Raw genomic sequence first — 15621 nt, 5'->3', positions numbered from 1 at the left:
TTATTTAGCACTAACGTCGCTGGTGAAAAGCGGATAAATTCACCCCCTCACCCAAATACACATCGAAAACACGCACCTTGTGCTTTAGCGAAGTAGATTAAGTCACCGCCGTGGTTGAGCATGATTTGTCGACTGAGGCTGAGGCCGATGCCGGAGCCTTGTTGCTTGGTGGTGAAAAAAGGCACGAAAATCATGTCGACGACGTGTTCGGCGATGCCGGGGCCGCTGTCGCAGACTTCTAGGTAAAATTGTTGGGCGCTATTTTGACCTAAGGTTAAGGTGATGTGAGCGGGTGTATTAGCGTGCAAGACGTCGTTGGCTCTGATGGGCTGAGCTAAGACATCGAGGGCGTTTTTTACTAAGTTAATCAGCACTTGTTCGATTTGTGCGGGGTCGAGCATCACTAATTGTTGACTGTGGATCTGCGCAGTCAGTGTGATGTGGTGATCGAGTGCTTGCTGTTGGTGTAACGCAATCACTCGCTGTAGCATCGGCGTTAAATTTGTCGGGGCTAAGTTAGGTGCAGGAATGCTACTAATTTGGCGGAACCGGGCAATAAAATCGCCTAAATGCTGTGTACGTGAGGCTAACGTGTTAAGTGCGAGTTGTAGATCATGTTTGTCTTCATCATCGCTAAAACACAAGCTTGTCGGAAGTAAGCTGGTGCAGGTGGTGGCCAGCGACGACAGCGGGGTAATGGAGTTGGCTATTTCGTGAGTCAGTACTTTAGTTAAACGTTTGTAAGCTTGCTGTTCTTTATGTTGCAGCTGATCGTGGATTGATTGAATGCTGATCACACGGCGATTTTTACCTTGGATAGTCGCAATACTGAGTTGAATCGACAGGGTGTCTTGCTGTTCGCCACTTTGCCACTGGCTAGTGGTTCGCCGATTGGTTTCGCTGCTGAGCAAAAGCTGGCCGATGACACCCAGTTCGTCGAGGTGTTTTATACTTTGCCCAAGTAGCTTAAATACAGCTGGATTCGACTCAATTACTAAGCCTGAGTCATCACACACCAAGACCGCCAAATCAACATGAATGAGTAAGGCTTGTAAAAATTGTGCTTGTTGCTCGGCGTTAAAGCGGGCGGTTTGCATTTGATCTTTTACTTGTTCGAATTGTTGGCGCATAGGGTGTTGCTGGCTAAGGCCTAAAGTGCTGTCGCCATTCGCTAGGGCTTTGATGACCATTTCGGCTTGTTTTTGTTGGCGCTTAAATAAGCTAAAAATATTCCCGATCAGCGCAATGCAAATCAAGCTCAGTAAAAAAAAGCTCGCAGAAAAGCCGTGTTGCAGCACGAGATACCCCGACAAACAGCTCAAACAGAGTAATGTGGCAAGGTGAATAGCTAAAGTCAGTTGATTTTGCATGGTTATAAGCCGTATTTTTCAAGGCGGCGATACATGGCTCCGCGTGTCAGGCCAAGTGCTTTAGCTGCATGGCTAACATTACCTTGGTGGTGTTTCAGTGCAGCGCGCACTGTGCGTTGTTCTAGTATTTCTAAATCAAAGGTATCGTAGTTGAGAGGCGCTGTTTCGAGATCGCTGGTGCTTTGGGAGTCTTGCTTGGCGACTACCGAGCGGATATCGAGTACCTCTCCTTCGGTTAAAATTACGGCGCGTTCAATTGCGTGGGCGAGTTCGCGCACATTACCTGGCCATGCATACTGACATAAAGCCTGCATATCGTCGGGGTGAATGCTGAGGTTGCGTTTATACTTTTGCCCAAAATGGCTGAGGTAGTATTCGGCCAAAAGAGGAATATCGTCACTGCGCTCACGCAGCGGGGGTAAACGAATTTCGACCGTATTGATTCGATAGAGTAAATCTTGGCGAAAACGCCCTTCAGTGACAGCGTGTTGAAGGTTATCGTTGGTGGCACAAATGAGGCGAATATCAACCGAGATCGCTTTACTGCCACCGACTGGCGTGACTTGACGGTTTTGTAGGGCTGCAAGCAATTTGGCTTGCTGTTCGAGTGGTAAATTACCTAATTCGTCTAAAAATAAGCTGCCTCCGTGAGCCAACTCAAATTTGCCAATGCGATCGGTTTTAGCGTCGGTAAAGGCGCCTTTTTTATGCCCGAACAACTCACTTTCAAATAAACTTTGCGCCACTGCGCCCATGTCGAGGCCGATAAATGTTTTATCATGGCGTTGGCTGGCCTGATGAATGGCATGGGCGGCGAGCTCTTTACCTGTGCCACTTTCGCCTGTTATTAAAATGTTGGCATCGGTTTGCGCAGCTTTTTCAATGGTTTGAAAAACATTGGCCATCGCAGCACTTTGCCCTAAAAAAGCAAAGTTTTGACCGGCAACACTTTGATTGAGAGCTTGACTGAGCCCTTGGGTTTGCCGAGTTAGCTGACCCACTTGCTGTTTATCTTTGGCGTGCGAAAAGCCAGCCGCTACAGCTGCTATTAATTGGTCGTTTTGCCACGGCTTAGCAATAAAATCAGAGGCGCCAGCCTTGATTGCATCGACAGCGAGCTGAATATCGCTATAAGCGGTCATTAACAGTACGACAATACTTGGGTCTTGGGCGATGATTTTTTTTAACCAATAAAATCCTTCTTTGCCGCTGATGGCATCTTGGCTGAAATTCATATCGAGCAAAATAACATCAATTGGGTGTTCGCTGCTTTTTTGTTGAGTGATCAAGCCTTCAATATCAAACGGGTTATCGGTGGTTTTAACACTCTGATAATGCTGCTTAAGTAATAAACGCGCAGCTATCAGAATATCGGGGTTGTCATCGACAATTAAAATTGAGCCAGCTTGTTTCATGCTTTTGTCTGTACCTATGTTGCTATCTAGTTAGCCTACCGCAAAACAGTAGCAAGTGTCCATAAATGGACGATTTGAAATTTAAAAGTGTTCTATTCGTGGACACTTTACATGCTCTGAAAGGCCAGTTTTCATGTAAATCACTGTTATATATGGTAAATAAAAATTGGCACGTCGTTTGTAATACCTATCGGTAATTAGCACAGTGAACTGCATTCAATAGGTGGCAACATGGATAAAAAAATCGAACGCTCAACAACACAAAAGTACTTTAAAAAGAGTGTGCTTGCGGTAATTGCATTGAGTGTCGCGGCAGCTGCATATGGGTTTAGCCAAACAAGCGATCAAGGACGAAGCCAAAATATCGCAGCAAACAGTTTAACGATTAGTACAGTGACGCAAGGAGCGTTTAAAGACGCGCTTAGTCTTCGTGGACAAGTAGTACCAAAAACTAGTATTTACCTCGATACCATTGCTGGTGGCCAAGTTGAAGAGCGCTTAGTTGAACAAGGTGAATTTGTTGAAAAAGGCCAACCGTTAGTGCGCTTAAGTAATACGAATTTGCAATTGGATGTGATGAGTCGCGAAGCACAAGTCACTGAGCAACTTAATTTTTTACGTAATACTCAAATGACGATGGAAACCAGTCGCCTTAACTTACGCCGTGATTTACTCGAAATTGATTTGCAAATTACGCATTTGGCACGTCGTTTAAAACAAACCGAGCCTTTGGTTGCAAAAGGAGTGTTAGCGCAAGAGCGTTTATCCGAACTAAAAGAAGATTCAGCTTATTATAAAGCGCGCAAAGAGTTGACCCTTGAGCGCCAAAAACAAGAAAACTCGATTCGCGCAGTGCAAGTCGCGCAATTGGCAGACAGTGCGGCAATGTTAGAAAAAAACCTGCAATTTGCGCGTAATAATCTTGATAATTTATTAATTAAAGCGCCAGTGGCGGGTTACTTAAGTGAATTGGATGTGGAGATTGGCGAATCAAAAAATCGCGGTGCGCGTTTAGGGCAAATTGATATCCCTAATGAATACAAACTCGTGGTGCGTTTAGATGAATTTTACCTCAATCAAGTGCAGCGAGATATGACAGTGCTGGTTGAGCTTGAACGTGATGTGATTGAGGCCAAAGTGAGCAAAATAGACAGCCGCGTTCAGCAATCGCAATTTCATATTGAGGTGGATTTACCCACCGACACAAACGGGGTGAAGCGTGGCCAAAGTATTGATATTGAACTGATGCTGGGCGAGAACAAACACAATGCATTGTTGTTGAGTCGCGGCGCATTTTTTACTAACTCTGGCGGGAATTGGGTGTATGTGCTGGAGCAAGGCAGCGATAAAGCAATCCGCCGCAATATTCGTCTGGGTAAAAAGAATCAAGACTATTTTGAAGTGCTTGCAGGCTTGCAGGCGGGCGAACAGGTGATTACCTCTAGTTACAGCAATTTTGATAAAGCGCAGCAGCTTTATATCGACTAAATCAGACCTCGTAACGAATAGAACTTAAAACAAATAATTAAACCGAATTAAGGAATAATAGCATGATTAAATTAACGCACTTAAGCCGTGTATTTCGCACACAAGACGTAGAAACAACAGCATTAAATGATATCAACCTCAGTGTCAATGAAGGAGAGTTCTTAGCCATTATGGGGCCTTCAGGGTGTGGTAAATCAACGCTTTTGTCTATTTTAGGCATGTTGGACTCGCCAACAAGTGGGAGCTTTGATTTTGAATGTTGCGAGATAGCCAAGTACAGCGAAAAGCAATTGGCTGAACTACGAAAAGCATCCATTGGTTTTGTATTTCAAAGCTTTAACTTAATCGATGAGTTGACTGTTTTTCAAAATGTGGAATTACCGCTGCAATACCAAAAAATTTCAAAAGCTGAGCGTAAGCAACGTGTTGAAGCAATTTTAAAGCGTGTGGGTATCGATCATCGTGCCGAGCATTTACCGCAACAGCTTTCGGGCGGTCAGCAGCAACGTGTTGCGGTGGCCCGTGCTTTAGTGATCAACCCAAAACTCATTTTGGCCGATGAGCCCACGGGTAACCTCGATTCAAAAAATGGTGATGAAGTGATGGCGATGCTGCGCGAACTCAATCGTGAGGGCACGACGGTCATTATGGTCACGCACTCAGAAAAAGAAGGGGCCTATGCCGACCGTTTGGTTCGTTTGCTCGACGGTCAAGTGATGGTCGACAAGGCAAATTCACAGCAAGCCGTTTCTAGCCAGTTAAACGTCGAGGTGGCGTAATGCTCGCTTTTACTCTACGCACTCCGAGGAACTATGGCACGACGATTTGCGTGGATTTAGTTGGTTTGAGTGCAGTATTTGTTTTCGCCACCTTGGGCGCTGTGATGCTCAAAAAAGATTTCTCTTATGGCGAGTTAAGTGAACTGATTACTGAGTTTGTTGCTTATCAGCAGCTTTTATTCTGAACCTGAGGGTTAGAAGGGATTGATTATGTTTAAAAATTATATCATTACTGCGCTGCGTGCTTTTAAGCAGCAAAAACAACACTTTTTACTGAATGTGATTGGGTTAAGTGTTGGCTTAGCGGCTGCAATTTTAGTGGCGTTATTTGCGAAAAATGAGTTGTCCTACGATAGCCAGCAACCCCATGCTGAGCGAGTGTATCGTGTTGGGCAAGACTTCTCCAAACTCGGCTTAGCTGTGATCCCTATTTTTAATTATTCACTGGGTGCTCAGGCAATCGAATATAGCCAAGTTGAAGAAGTATTTGGTTTGACTATGGTGTCATTGACCCGTGAAGCCATGGTTGATGTGCAGTATCGCGATCAGGGTTATAAACTCAATGAATTATATGGGGCGACATCGAATATTGAGAACTTTATCAATATTAAAACCTTAACAGGTGACTTAAACAATGCGCTGAACACGCCTCACAGCTTAGCGCTCAGTGAGTCAGAAGCGTTACGTATTTTTGGCTCGCTAGATATTATTGGTCAAACGTTGGTGCATGAACAAGGTCAATATACCGTTCGCGCAGTGTTTGCTGATTTACCAACAAACACACATTTTTCGTTTAAAAACTTAGTGTATGTTAAACACGATCCGAGCAATTTGATGGTTAATAGCAGCTATGTGTATGTGCGCTTAACACCACAGGCCGATCCAATTGCATTAGCTGATGCACTTTCTAAGCAATATTTTTATGATGAAATGGCGGGGAAAATTGCCATTGAGCTCCACCCATTATTAGATTTACATTTTACAGCAAAGTCGCCGTTTGAAATGAAAGCGGGCGGGGCTAAGCAAGTTGTTATGATTTGCGCTGGTCTGAGTGTGTTGCTTATTTTGATTGCAGGCTTTAACTTTATCAATATGACTGTCGCGCAATCAGCTAAACGCGCTAAAGAAGTCGGTGTTCGTAAAGCATTGGGCGCAAGTAAAGCTCAGTTAGTGACTCAATTTTTAGCTGAATCAGTATTAGTGTCGTTGCTATCGATGACGATAGCCTGTGTGTTAGTCGAATTTTTATTACCGAGTTTTAATCAACTGGTCGATCGTGACTTACTCGTCAATTACGCCTCTGAATTTGGTTTGGCAATTGTGTTAGTGGCAGTGACTGTCGGGGTATTGGCTGGTTTATACCCTGCGTTATTTATTTCGTCATTTAGCGCTAAACGGGTGTTAAGTGGTGATCTACAGCGTGGCAATACGGCAATTTGGGTACGTAAAAGCTTATTGACGTTACAGGCGTCGCTGGCGATCGGTTTGATTATTGCGTCGGTGTCTTTGTTTAATCAATTAGCGCACTTACAAAGCCTGCCACTGGGGTATCAAACACAGCAACGTTTAGTGATTTCTGAGCTTCCTGTGCAAGAAGCCTTTACTCAACAACCTACCGCATTGGTTAATCGTTTGACCGCAATTGATGGCGTCGAACACGCAACAATTATTGACACCCGGTTAACGGTTTCGATTAATAATACCTTACAACCTATTTGGCCTAATGGAGAGTCATCAGGGGGCATTACGCCTGTGATTGGGTCGGGCTTTGATGTGGTCAAAGGGTTAGGACTGGAGTTATTAGCAGGTCGAGATTTTAGCCGAGAGTTTAGCAGTGATTGGGCTACGCGCACTAATGGGGTTACAACGGTTGGTACGATTATTACTGAAACGGTAGCCAAACAAGCTGGGTATAACAATGTTGCTGACATTATAGGTCAAACCATTAAAGACACCGGGCGAGGTGTGGATATGCGTGTGGTTGGGGTTGTCGCTGATGTCAAAGTGGGCAATGCGCAAGATGCAAACTCTAACATTATGTTTTTATGTGGCTTTAACTATTTAGCTCCAGTGTCTGAAGTTATCTTAACGGTTAATCAACAGCAATTACCGTATATCAAGCAACACGTGATTGCCGCCTTAGCGGAAGTCTCGAATATTTATGAACCAAAAATCAACCTCTTGGCAGACAACTATAAAGCGGTCTTAAAAGCAGATGAGCGAGTCTCACAAGTGGTGCTTATTTTTACTGGGTTGGCAGTCTTTTTAACTTGCTTAGGCACCTTTGGTTTAGCGTCGTTTGCTACGGTGCGTCGTCAAAAAGAAGTGGCGGTTCGTAAGGTTCTGGGTGCGTCGCGCATCAGTATTGTGAATATTTTAGCCAAAGAGTTTTTGATGTTAGTTGCACTGAGTGTCGCAATAGCGTTTCCACTTACTTACATGCTAGTAGGTGATTGGTTGGCAAACTTTAATGACCGGATCGATCAAACTTTATGGGTATATGGTGTCGCTGCGCTGGTTGTTGCGGGTATCACGTGGTTGACGGTTGCAACGTTAGCCTTTAAAGCGGCCAGTACCCGGCCGTCTCTGATTTTACGGTATGAATAATCGTTAGGTTTGATGTGCGCAACGATCTCACTTAGGTCGTTGTGCTTACTAAATAACAAAAGCAGAGATAAGTCATGTTAGGGACCTACATAATAATTGTTTTGAGAGTGATGAAACAACAACGTTTGCATTCTGTGCTAAACATTTTAGGGTTTAGTATCGGTATTGCGGCCACTATTTTGGTGGCCTTATTTGCGCGTAATCAACTATCAATTGATGAGTATCAACCAGATGCGCAGCGGGTTTATAGAATTCATCAAGATATGCGCGCGTTAGGTTTAGCAGTTGATGGGGCAATTAACCCTAAAATGCCCCTTTTGATGAAAGATCATGCCCAAATTGACGATATGATGCTCATTACTGAGAGCTTCTTTTTGCAATTTAGTGGTCACCCGTTTGCTGATATCGTCACTGTCGAGGATCAAACATTTCGTTTGCAGAATTTTTATATAGCGACAAGCAATTTGACGGACTTTGTTGATATCAATGTTGTAGCCGGTGATATCAAACAAGCACTTCAACAGCCTAACCTAATTGCCTTAAGTCAGTCTGAGGCGCTGCGATTATTTGGCTCTGAACCAGCTTTAGGAAAGGTTCTTAGCTATGAGGCGGGAAGCTATCAAGTTGCTGCAGTATTTGAAGATTTAGACCACAAAACACACTTTGCGTTTGATGTTTTAGCCAGTATGCCAAACCTCGAACGAGGCCCATTTGGTAGTCATGTTTACGTGCGCCTTGTGGATGGTGCAAATGCAGTTGAGCTTGCCCATGAGATGACCAATGAGCAAATTAAACGCTCCAATAACGATCGTTTTGCTGAGGTGAGCTTTGTATTTGTCCCATTGACAGAGCTGCACTTTCACACGAATGGCCAATGGGAGATGAAACAAGGTGGGTCTTATTTAGCTTTGCAAGTAAGTGTCGCGTTAAGTGTGCTGTTGCTTATTATCGCCAGTGTAAACTTCATCAATTTTAATATTGCTGGAGCCGCGAAGCGGGCAAAAGAAGTGGGCGTTCGTAAATCGTTAGGTGCGAGTAAGTGGCAACTAACACTGCAATTTTTATTGGAGTCGCTACTCTTAGTCACGTTAGCAGGCTTGATAGCATTAGTAATTGTAGAGATGGCTTTGCCTGCATTTAACCAGCTTGTTGATAGTCAGCTGAGCCTGAGTTATGGGTCAGCGTTTATGGCTTATGTTGTGGCAACTTTACTGGTTATTGCATTGGCATCAGGTTTGTACCCCGCTCTTTTTATCTCTTCTTTTAGCGCCAAGCGGGTGTTAAGTGGTGACTTAAGTCGAGGCCGGTCATCTGCTTATATTCGTAAATTCACATTGTGTATTCAAAGCGCGGTATCGATAGGTTTAATTGGTGCTGTAGTTACTGTGTACCAGCAAATGTCGTTGGTAAATAGCCTCGATGTGGGGTATCAAAAAGATAACCGCTTAATTATTCGTGAACTGCCCTCTGAACAACTATTTGTTAAAAATGGCACTGCATTTTTAAATGAAATTGCCAATTTAGCTGGTGTAAAAAGTATCACTTTAAGTGATACCGATTATGCGACCGATATGAATGGTGGCATGCATTACACTTGGCCTAATGGTGAAACTTACGATGGCATGTTGCCTTCGATTCGCGTGGGGTTTGATGCAGCTAAAACCATGGGACTCACGCTTTTGGCCGGTCGGGATTTTTCCACACAATATCGGGGTGATTGGTATTCTAAAAATGCTGATGGTTCTGCAGAGTTTGGGATTTTAATTTCGAAAAAAATGGCGCTAATGGCTGGCTATAAAAATGTACATGAGGCTGTGGGTGTCAAGGTGACTGTGCCTCGACGGAATTTTACAGCTACTGTGGTCGGTGTGGTCGATGATATCCGTTTAGGGTCTATTAATAAGGCTGAGTTACCAACATCTTTCATTCTGGGCTTTGCAGATACAGATATCAGCAACGTAGTTTTGCACACTGATGACCAAGAGCCAGGGGAATTAATTAAGCAAGTTAATGCTGTGGTGCAAAAGCACTTTAAGCGCAATGATGTCGGCATGAGGTGGCTGGAAGATGAGTTTATGTTGGCACATAAAAATGAATATCAAACCTTAAAGGTGCTTGCAGTATTTAGCCCACTTGCACTTTTATTAACAGGGTTGGGTACATTTGGGCTTGCCTCTTTTGCTACGGTGCGTCGTCAAAAAGAAGTGGCGGTTCGTAAGGTTCTGGGTGCGTCGCGCATCAGTATTGTGAATATTTTAGCCAAAGAGTTTTTGGTGTTAGTCGCACTGAGTGTCGCAATAGCGTTTCCACTTACTTACATGCTGGTAGGTGATTGGTTGGCAAACTTTAATGACCGGATCGATCAAACTTTATGGGTATATGGTGTCGCTGCGCTGGTTGTTGCGGGTATCACGTGGTTGACGGTTGCAACGTTAGCCTTTAAAGCGGCCAGTACCCGGCCGTCTCTGATTTTACGTTACGAGTAACAGATTGTCTGCATTAATGCGCTCTACGTTGTAGGGCGCGCTTTAACCCGCAAAATTTAAATGTCTCTAATTTTGACCGCTGGATTACCAGCCACCACTGTGTTGGCGCTAATATCTTTGGTAACCACTGAGCCGGCCCCAACTACAGCGTTATCACCTATGGTCACGCCAGCAAGAATAATCACACCCGCACCAATCCATACGTTATTGCCTATGGTAATCGGAGCAGCAAAGTTACCTTTTTCTAATCGCTTTGTTGGATTGATAGCATGAGAAACCGCTAAAAGTTGAACGTTTGGGCCAATCAGACAATCTGCGCCAATAGTGATCGCGCCATCAGCGATAGGAGCATCAAGTAGGGTGCAATTGATATTGATGAAAGTGTGCTCACCCACGCTGATATGCGTCCCATAATCGCAATGAAATTGCGCCTCGATTATCACATGTTCACCACAATCAGCAAACAAGGCTTTGACGCGCTTTAAATTGCCTTTACTTGGGCTTTTTGCGAACAGTCGGCATGTTTCATGGCTATGTTTACGAGCATTGATAAGTTCAGGGGTTAAGCTATTAAAAGCGGTTAGATTAGGCATTGGGTTATCATCCACGCATCTGGTCGCGTAATGATAAAGCAAACCCTGATAGTCACCAACTAGTTGGTGACTATCAGGGGGCAATAAACGATAAAAAGAAATTAGTGATTGAGGGGATCTTTAATTAATTCAAGGGTCATTGCTGCATCAGGAGACAGCAAGGACAAATATTGCTCACTATTGAATTTAATAAAGATTTTCTGCCATTTTTGCTGAGAAAAAGAGCCGATGACCATTGATACTTTGCCAAAAATATCTTGACCATCTACGTTTATTTTTACTTGATCACCAATTGAACCCATGTTATCAGGTTTGTTTGGTACTAAAAATGAAAACTCATTGGCACTAGAGTGTTTGAGTAAATAACCTATGGGTTCGTTGGGTTTGATAATGCCATTTTGGCTGCGAGAATGGAAAAAATAGCCGCTGTCTGGGGCGTGGAAATCAATAGCGCGTAAATTGGCAGGATCACCCATGACTTCAAGTGATAATAACGGTTGGTTTTTAACTGCTTTTTCACCTGCTTGCAGTAATTGTTTTTTGACCACCACAGGTTGTGCGATTACTAATGGGTGGTAGTTATCAGCTGAAATTTTTATTTGATTATCTTTTTGAAAAACTAAAGCAATCACTACCGCCATAATTAAGCCGCAGAAGAGTAAAATAGGTAATGTAAGTAATAACTTTTTTATTTTCGCAATGTGACTAGTAGTGAGGTTCATTGTTTGGGGAGCGTAATGCGATTCAAGGGATGCTTTATTGGTAACGTTACTCACAGACATGATATGAACCTTCCTGTTTAAAATATTAACTAATCCATCACAGGGCCATAGCACGAGTGCCCATGCAAAAATAAAAAAAGGCGTAATCCAAAATAGATTAAATGTACGCCAAACTTAGGGAAATCTATGTTCATCCATTAGTGCTATTTTTCAATCAATACATTTTCAATCGCAATTAAAGCGTGTAAAAATTGTTTGAATTAGACCTGTAACGGAAGTTACTTAAAATTAACCTATATAAATATAGGAACAATAATCAGAGTGTGATTTGTTTGTAATGAACGTGTAACTTTGTTGTTTTTCAATTGGTTAGGTGTTTTTTCATTTGTGTTATTGGTGTTAGTAAATATGGGACGTTTAAGTTACTATTGTGTTCGGTTAAATTTATTAATAAAAACAATAATAAAAGGGTAGGAAGTGATTCAAATAGGTCGCTACCAATTAGATGAAGAAGAAATGGTTCTCAGCGGTGATGGCCAGCGCGTGCTATTGGAGCCAAAAGTCTTTGAGGTGCTTACATACTTTTGCCAAAACCATAATCGTTATATTTCGATGGCTGAGTTACACGACACCATCTGGCAAGGCCGTTGTGTGTCGGATGCGGCAGTGCGAAGAATTATTAGTAAAATCCGCCTGTTAGTGAACGATGACCATAAAAACCCTACTTATATTCAATCACTGCCTAAGCGAGGTTATAAGCTAATATGCACTGTAGAGTACGGTGTAGCAGAAGAACCAACCTCACTGCCCACCACGCCTTTATCTGAAACGAGTGAGCACCAACAACAAGCCGAAGAAAATCAGAACCTATTAAAGGTTCAGCTAGATGGCAATATTGAACAAATAGACATAGTCCGTAAAAAACCGGTTTGGATGATCGCAACAGTGGCGATGCTGCTAGTGGCAATGGTTATTTTGCTTGGCCTACTAACTACTTCTTGGTTATTTCCAGCGACGATCGAAACACAAATTGTTAACACCCTGCCTGGTGATAAAATTGCAGTCACGCAATCGGCTGATGGCAGTTATTTGGCCTTTTCGGGCCAAGTGCATGAGGAGTCGGGTTTTCAGATTTACGTAAAACATAAATCTGACTTTGACTTTAAACCGATTACTCAACAAGCGCACCTGCCTGGAGCGCTGGCGTTTTCGGCCGATAATCAGTTTTTGTATTTTTCCGATTCGACGCAGAATAATTCATCACTGAATCGAATTAAAGTGAATGATCACAACTCAAAAAAAGAGGTTGTTGCAGATAACTATGCAGTGATTTCAGATGTATTTACCGCCAGAACTACCAACGATATTTTCTTTGCAGCTAAAAAAACGGTGGAGCAGCCATTTCTAATTTATCAATATGACATGAATACTGGAAATATACGTGCAATTACATCGTCATCCCAAGCAGAAAACTTAGATATTAAAGGTGATATCTCTTTTGATGGGTCCAAACTTGTTGTTTTAAGAAAAAGCCGTTTAAGTCATATCAATGAAATCAGAGTTATAGATTTGAAAACTCAAGAAGTATTATTAAGAAGGCAAGAAAGAACAGGTATTTTTGATGTTGCTTGGCGAGATGATTCGAACCTTTTACTCTTAAAAAGAAAAAAAATCATAACGTTAAACATTAAAAATGGTGACGTTGTAACTGCTCCGATAGTTGGTCAGGAGCTAATAAATCTAGACTCTAGCCATAAGAGAATTATCTCTATTAATTTGGGTGCTATTCAAAAATTATTTATGGAAAAGAAGTTACCATTTAATGTTTTTGAAACTAAGCGTTTGATTCAGAAGGATATTTATCATTTAAGTTACTTTGGAGATAAAAATCTTGCACTTATAAAAGGCAATGGAGTTACTCAGTTAGGTTTTATTGATTTGGAATCTGATAGCTTCGATTCTATTTTAGCAACTGAGTATTCGTTAGCTGTACTAGATGTAAGTCCTAAATATGGTCAAATATTGGTTCGAATCAATCGTCGGTTTGCGTTATTAGATCCAAACAAAGTAGATTTAGAATACATAACTTCTGGTGATGATTTTATTGGTGACGCAGCGTACTCTATGGATGGAAGTAAAGTATTGTTCACTACAAAAAACTTTGAACAATGGAGTGCTTATACGTTTGATTTGGATACTCAAGCTGTTGAACAGTTGATAGAGAATGTTAGGTTTATCAGGCCCTTTAAAATGAATTATATTATTGGTAATCCTGAAGGTGAGCTATTTATCTATAATGAAAATCAGCAGGACAAAGTGCAGCTAAATCATTTTTTATCCAAAGAGCCAAATACTCATTGGACAGTAAGGGGAGATAATGTTTATTGGAGCACTCATGATTTGGTTGATACAACTTTTAATCAACTCAACCTTACAGACCTCAATAACCCTACATTATTAATTCAAGAGTTTAGTTATAATCAAGTCGATCCCGATTTTAATATTGATGCAGGAAATAAGCGTTTTTTAATGTCACAAACAAAAAACATGACTTCAGAAGTAGTAGAATTGATAGTTGATTAGCAGAAAGGTTAGCGATTCATAAAATAACCAATAAGTTTGATGTTAGTTACGCTTTAGTTATTGTTAATTTGACCTTTTACAAATAAATTTAACCTCAGAGATGTTTTTGAATAACAACTTAAAAGAAGGTAATTTATATGCTACACCAAATTATTATTACAGTACTGCTTCCTTTAGTTACTGCAGCTACACCAGTCCCAAATGAGCCAATAGTCGTTGAAGACTCTCAAGTACAAGAGCTTTGCTATATCTCTCCACGTCTTTGTGAAAAGCGTGAGTCAGCATCTAGCAACGGTTAATCTGTTTTATCCTTTATTTTTGAAATCGGCTGCGTAGTAATACGTTGCCTTGTTAAGGCGGTAGCTGCTAAATGTTGCGACCTCCATAGCTCCTTGACGTAGCACTGCTTTAACTAAAACGACTAATGTAATTTTTAATTTACTGATTTGGGTTGTATCGCCTCGCTTTTTGTCAATGCCCATAGCAAAAAGCAACGGAGTGTGATGGGCTTGAATGAGTACGAAGTACCTAAAATTCAGTATTAGTCATTGTATACATCCATCCTACAACGATGTTTCAAATTCAAAGCGCATTTATTGCGCTTTTTTTGATCGTTTGCTTGCCATTTAATTTGTTTCATTTAAACTCTTTTTCTTTCGAATCGAAACTTAGCTATTTCGCTTTGAATTTGGTTCTTATTTTTTGTTATCTGTTCATTGGTGATAGTTGTTATTCTATGACAAAACGAAATACTCAGCAGCGTCGTCATACCATTCTAAGTCGTGTTAATCAGCATGGTGAAGTGAGTGTTGATGAACTAGCCGTCGAATTTGAAACGTCAGAAGTTACGATTCGAAAGGATTTAACCGCTCTTGAAAAAAGTGGCTTATTGCTGCGCCGATATGGCGGTGCGATGGCGCTTCCGCAAGAAATCGTCGCAAAAAGCAACGACAAACGCGACTCCCTTCGCAAAATGGCAATCGCAAAAGCTGCGGCAGCACTGATAAAAGATCATAACCGCATTATTATCGACAGTGGTCGTACAACCGCCGCCTTAATTCCAGAGCTTGCTAGCAAGCGCGGATTAGTGGTAATGACCAATGCTATTAATGTCGCTAACAGGCTGTTATCCCTCGAAAATGAGCCTACTTTATTGATGACCGGAGGCACATGGGATCCGCATTCTGAGTCATTCCAAGGCCAAGTTGCCGAAAATGTCTTACGTTCATACGACTTCGATCAGCTCTTTATTGGTGCAGATGGCATTGATGTTGAAAGAGGCACTACAACCTTTAATGAACTTATTGGGCTGAGCCAAGTGATGGCTGATGCGGCACGTGAGGTAATAGTGTTAGTTGAATCGGACAAAATTGGTCGAAAAATTCCTAACTTAGAATTACCGTGGGGCAAAGTGACCACCCTAATTACAGACAGCCACTTAGCACTGAGCATGCAAACTGCCATTAGTGACTGTGGCGTGCAATTAATTTGCGCAGAGGTGACAGAATAACCTAAATAAAACAATGCATGTGCATGCATTGTTTTACTGAATATTTTAATTAAATCGTTTTTTAGTCT

At 42.0% G+C, this 15621-nt stretch carries 12 protein-coding genes; 8 read left to right on the top strand and 4 right to left on the bottom strand.

Annotated elements, in window-relative coordinates; translation table 11 throughout:
• Positions 1–47: 47 nt before the first annotated feature.
• Together AC3KVK_RS16250 and AC3KVK_RS16245 are read right to left on the bottom strand one after the other, a co-directional pair.
• The gene (locus AC3KVK_RS16250; RefSeq protein WP_490311331.1) at positions 48–1370 is read right to left on the bottom strand and encodes a sensor histidine kinase; all 1323 of its coding nucleotides are present in this window, start codon (positions 1368–1370) and stop codon (positions 48–50) included.
• A 2-nt stretch (positions 1371–1372) separates the two neighbouring features.
• Positions 1373–2785, bottom strand: a complete 1413-nt coding sequence (locus tag AC3KVK_RS16245) for a sigma-54-dependent transcriptional regulator (protein WP_490311332.1) — start codon at positions 2783–2785, stop codon at positions 1373–1375.
• A gap of 231 nt (positions 2786–3016) precedes the next feature.
• On the opposite strand from AC3KVK_RS16245, the gene AC3KVK_RS16240 reads away from it, so the two are divergent.
• The 5 genes from AC3KVK_RS16240 (at position 3017) to AC3KVK_RS16220 (ending at position 10145) form a co-directional block, all read left to right on the top strand.
• The gene (locus tag AC3KVK_RS16240; protein WP_490311333.1) at positions 3017–4273 is read left to right on the top strand and encodes an efflux RND transporter periplasmic adaptor subunit; all 1257 of its coding nucleotides are present in this window, start codon (positions 3017–3019) and stop codon (positions 4271–4273) included.
• Between the two features lie 62 nt (positions 4274–4335).
• Positions 4336–5052, top strand: coding sequence for an ABC transporter ATP-binding protein (locus tag AC3KVK_RS16235; RefSeq protein ID WP_490311334.1), 717 nt, complete (start codon positions 4336–4338; stop codon positions 5050–5052).
• Positions 5052–5237 carry a hypothetical protein gene (locus tag AC3KVK_RS16230; protein WP_490311335.1) on the top strand — a complete coding sequence of 62 codons (186 nt, stop codon included), beginning with the start codon at positions 5052–5054 and terminating at the stop codon, positions 5235–5237. The genes AC3KVK_RS16235 and AC3KVK_RS16230 overlap by 1 nt, the downstream gene beginning before the upstream one ends.
• A gap of 25 nt (positions 5238–5262) precedes the next feature.
• Positions 5263–7659, top strand: coding sequence for an ABC transporter permease (locus tag AC3KVK_RS16225; RefSeq protein WP_490311336.1), 2397 nt, complete (start codon positions 5263–5265; stop codon positions 7657–7659).
• A gap of 110 nt (positions 7660–7769) precedes the next feature.
• Positions 7770–10145 carry an ABC transporter permease gene (locus AC3KVK_RS16220; protein WP_490311337.1) on the top strand — a complete coding sequence of 792 codons (2376 nt, stop codon included), beginning with the start codon at positions 7770–7772 and terminating at the stop codon, positions 10143–10145.
• Positions 10146–10201: 56 nt separating this feature from the next.
• On the opposite strand, the gene AC3KVK_RS16215 is transcribed toward AC3KVK_RS16220, so the two are convergent.
• On the bottom strand, positions 10202–10738 hold the full coding sequence (locus tag AC3KVK_RS16215; RefSeq protein WP_490311338.1) for a sugar O-acetyltransferase: 537 nt from the start codon (positions 10736–10738) through the stop codon (positions 10202–10204).
• Positions 10739–10839: 101 nt separating this feature from the next.
• Entirely contained in the window at positions 10840–11520 is a 681-nt protein-coding gene (locus tag AC3KVK_RS16210; protein WP_490311339.1) for a hypothetical protein, read from the bottom strand.
• Positions 11521–11937: 417 nt separating this feature from the next.
• On the opposite strand from AC3KVK_RS16210, the gene AC3KVK_RS16205 reads away from it, so the two are divergent.
• The 3 genes from AC3KVK_RS16205 to AC3KVK_RS16195 all read left to right on the top strand — a co-directional run bounded on the left by AC3KVK_RS16205 (position 11938) and on the right by AC3KVK_RS16195 (position 15553).
• Entirely contained in the window at positions 11938–14043 is a 2106-nt protein-coding gene (locus AC3KVK_RS16205; protein ID WP_490311340.1) for a winged helix-turn-helix domain-containing protein, read from the top strand.
• Between the two features lie 137 nt (positions 14044–14180).
• Positions 14181–14342 carry a hypothetical protein gene (locus tag AC3KVK_RS16200; protein ID WP_518526920.1) on the top strand — a complete coding sequence of 54 codons (162 nt, stop codon included), beginning with the start codon at positions 14181–14183 and terminating at the stop codon, positions 14340–14342.
• A 437-nt stretch (positions 14343–14779) separates the two neighbouring features.
• A complete protein-coding gene (locus tag AC3KVK_RS16195) occupies positions 14780–15553 on the top strand; it encodes a DeoR/GlpR family DNA-binding transcription regulator (RefSeq protein WP_490311341.1) in 774 nt (257 codons plus the stop codon).
• The last annotated feature ends 68 nt before the right edge of the window (positions 15554–15621 follow it).

The sequence above is a fragment of the Pseudoalteromonas sp. J2K-J979 genome, assembly GCF_058169715.2.
The sequence above is the reverse complement of the archived record's forward strand: the minus strand, read 5'-3'. Positions and strand labels throughout refer to the sequence as shown.

Excerpts from the sequence above, each read along its gene's own strand:
- AC3KVK_RS16250 (WP_490311331.1), bottom strand. The coding sequence starts at position 1,370 with ATGCAAAATCAACTGACTTTAGCTATTCACCTTGCCACATTACTCTGT.
- AC3KVK_RS16245 (WP_490311332.1), bottom strand. The coding sequence starts at position 2,785 with ATGAAACAAGCTGGCTCAATTTTAATTGTCGATGACAACCCCGATATT.
- AC3KVK_RS16240 (WP_490311333.1), top strand. The coding sequence starts at position 3,017 with ATGGATAAAAAAATCGAACGCTCAACAACACAAAAGTACTTTAAAAAG.
- AC3KVK_RS16235 (WP_490311334.1), top strand. The coding sequence starts at position 4,336 with ATGATTAAATTAACGCACTTAAGCCGTGTATTTCGCACACAAGACGTA.
- AC3KVK_RS16230 (WP_490311335.1), top strand. The coding sequence starts at position 5,052 with ATGCTCGCTTTTACTCTACGCACTCCGAGGAACTATGGCACGACGATT.
- AC3KVK_RS16225 (WP_490311336.1), top strand. The coding sequence starts at position 5,263 with ATGTTTAAAAATTATATCATTACTGCGCTGCGTGCTTTTAAGCAGCAA.
- AC3KVK_RS16220 (WP_490311337.1), top strand. The coding sequence starts at position 7,770 with ATGAAACAACAACGTTTGCATTCTGTGCTAAACATTTTAGGGTTTAGT.
- AC3KVK_RS16215 (WP_490311338.1), bottom strand. The coding sequence starts at position 10,738 with ATGCCTAATCTAACCGCTTTTAATAGCTTAACCCCTGAACTTATCAAT.
- AC3KVK_RS16210 (WP_490311339.1), bottom strand. The coding sequence starts at position 11,520 with ATGTCTGTGAGTAACGTTACCAATAAAGCATCCCTTGAATCGCATTAC.
- AC3KVK_RS16200 (WP_518526920.1), top strand. The coding sequence starts at position 14,181 with ATGCTACACCAAATTATTATTACAGTACTGCTTCCTTTAGTTACTGCA.
- AC3KVK_RS16195 (WP_490311341.1), top strand. The coding sequence starts at position 14,780 with ATGACAAAACGAAATACTCAGCAGCGTCGTCATACCATTCTAAGTCGT.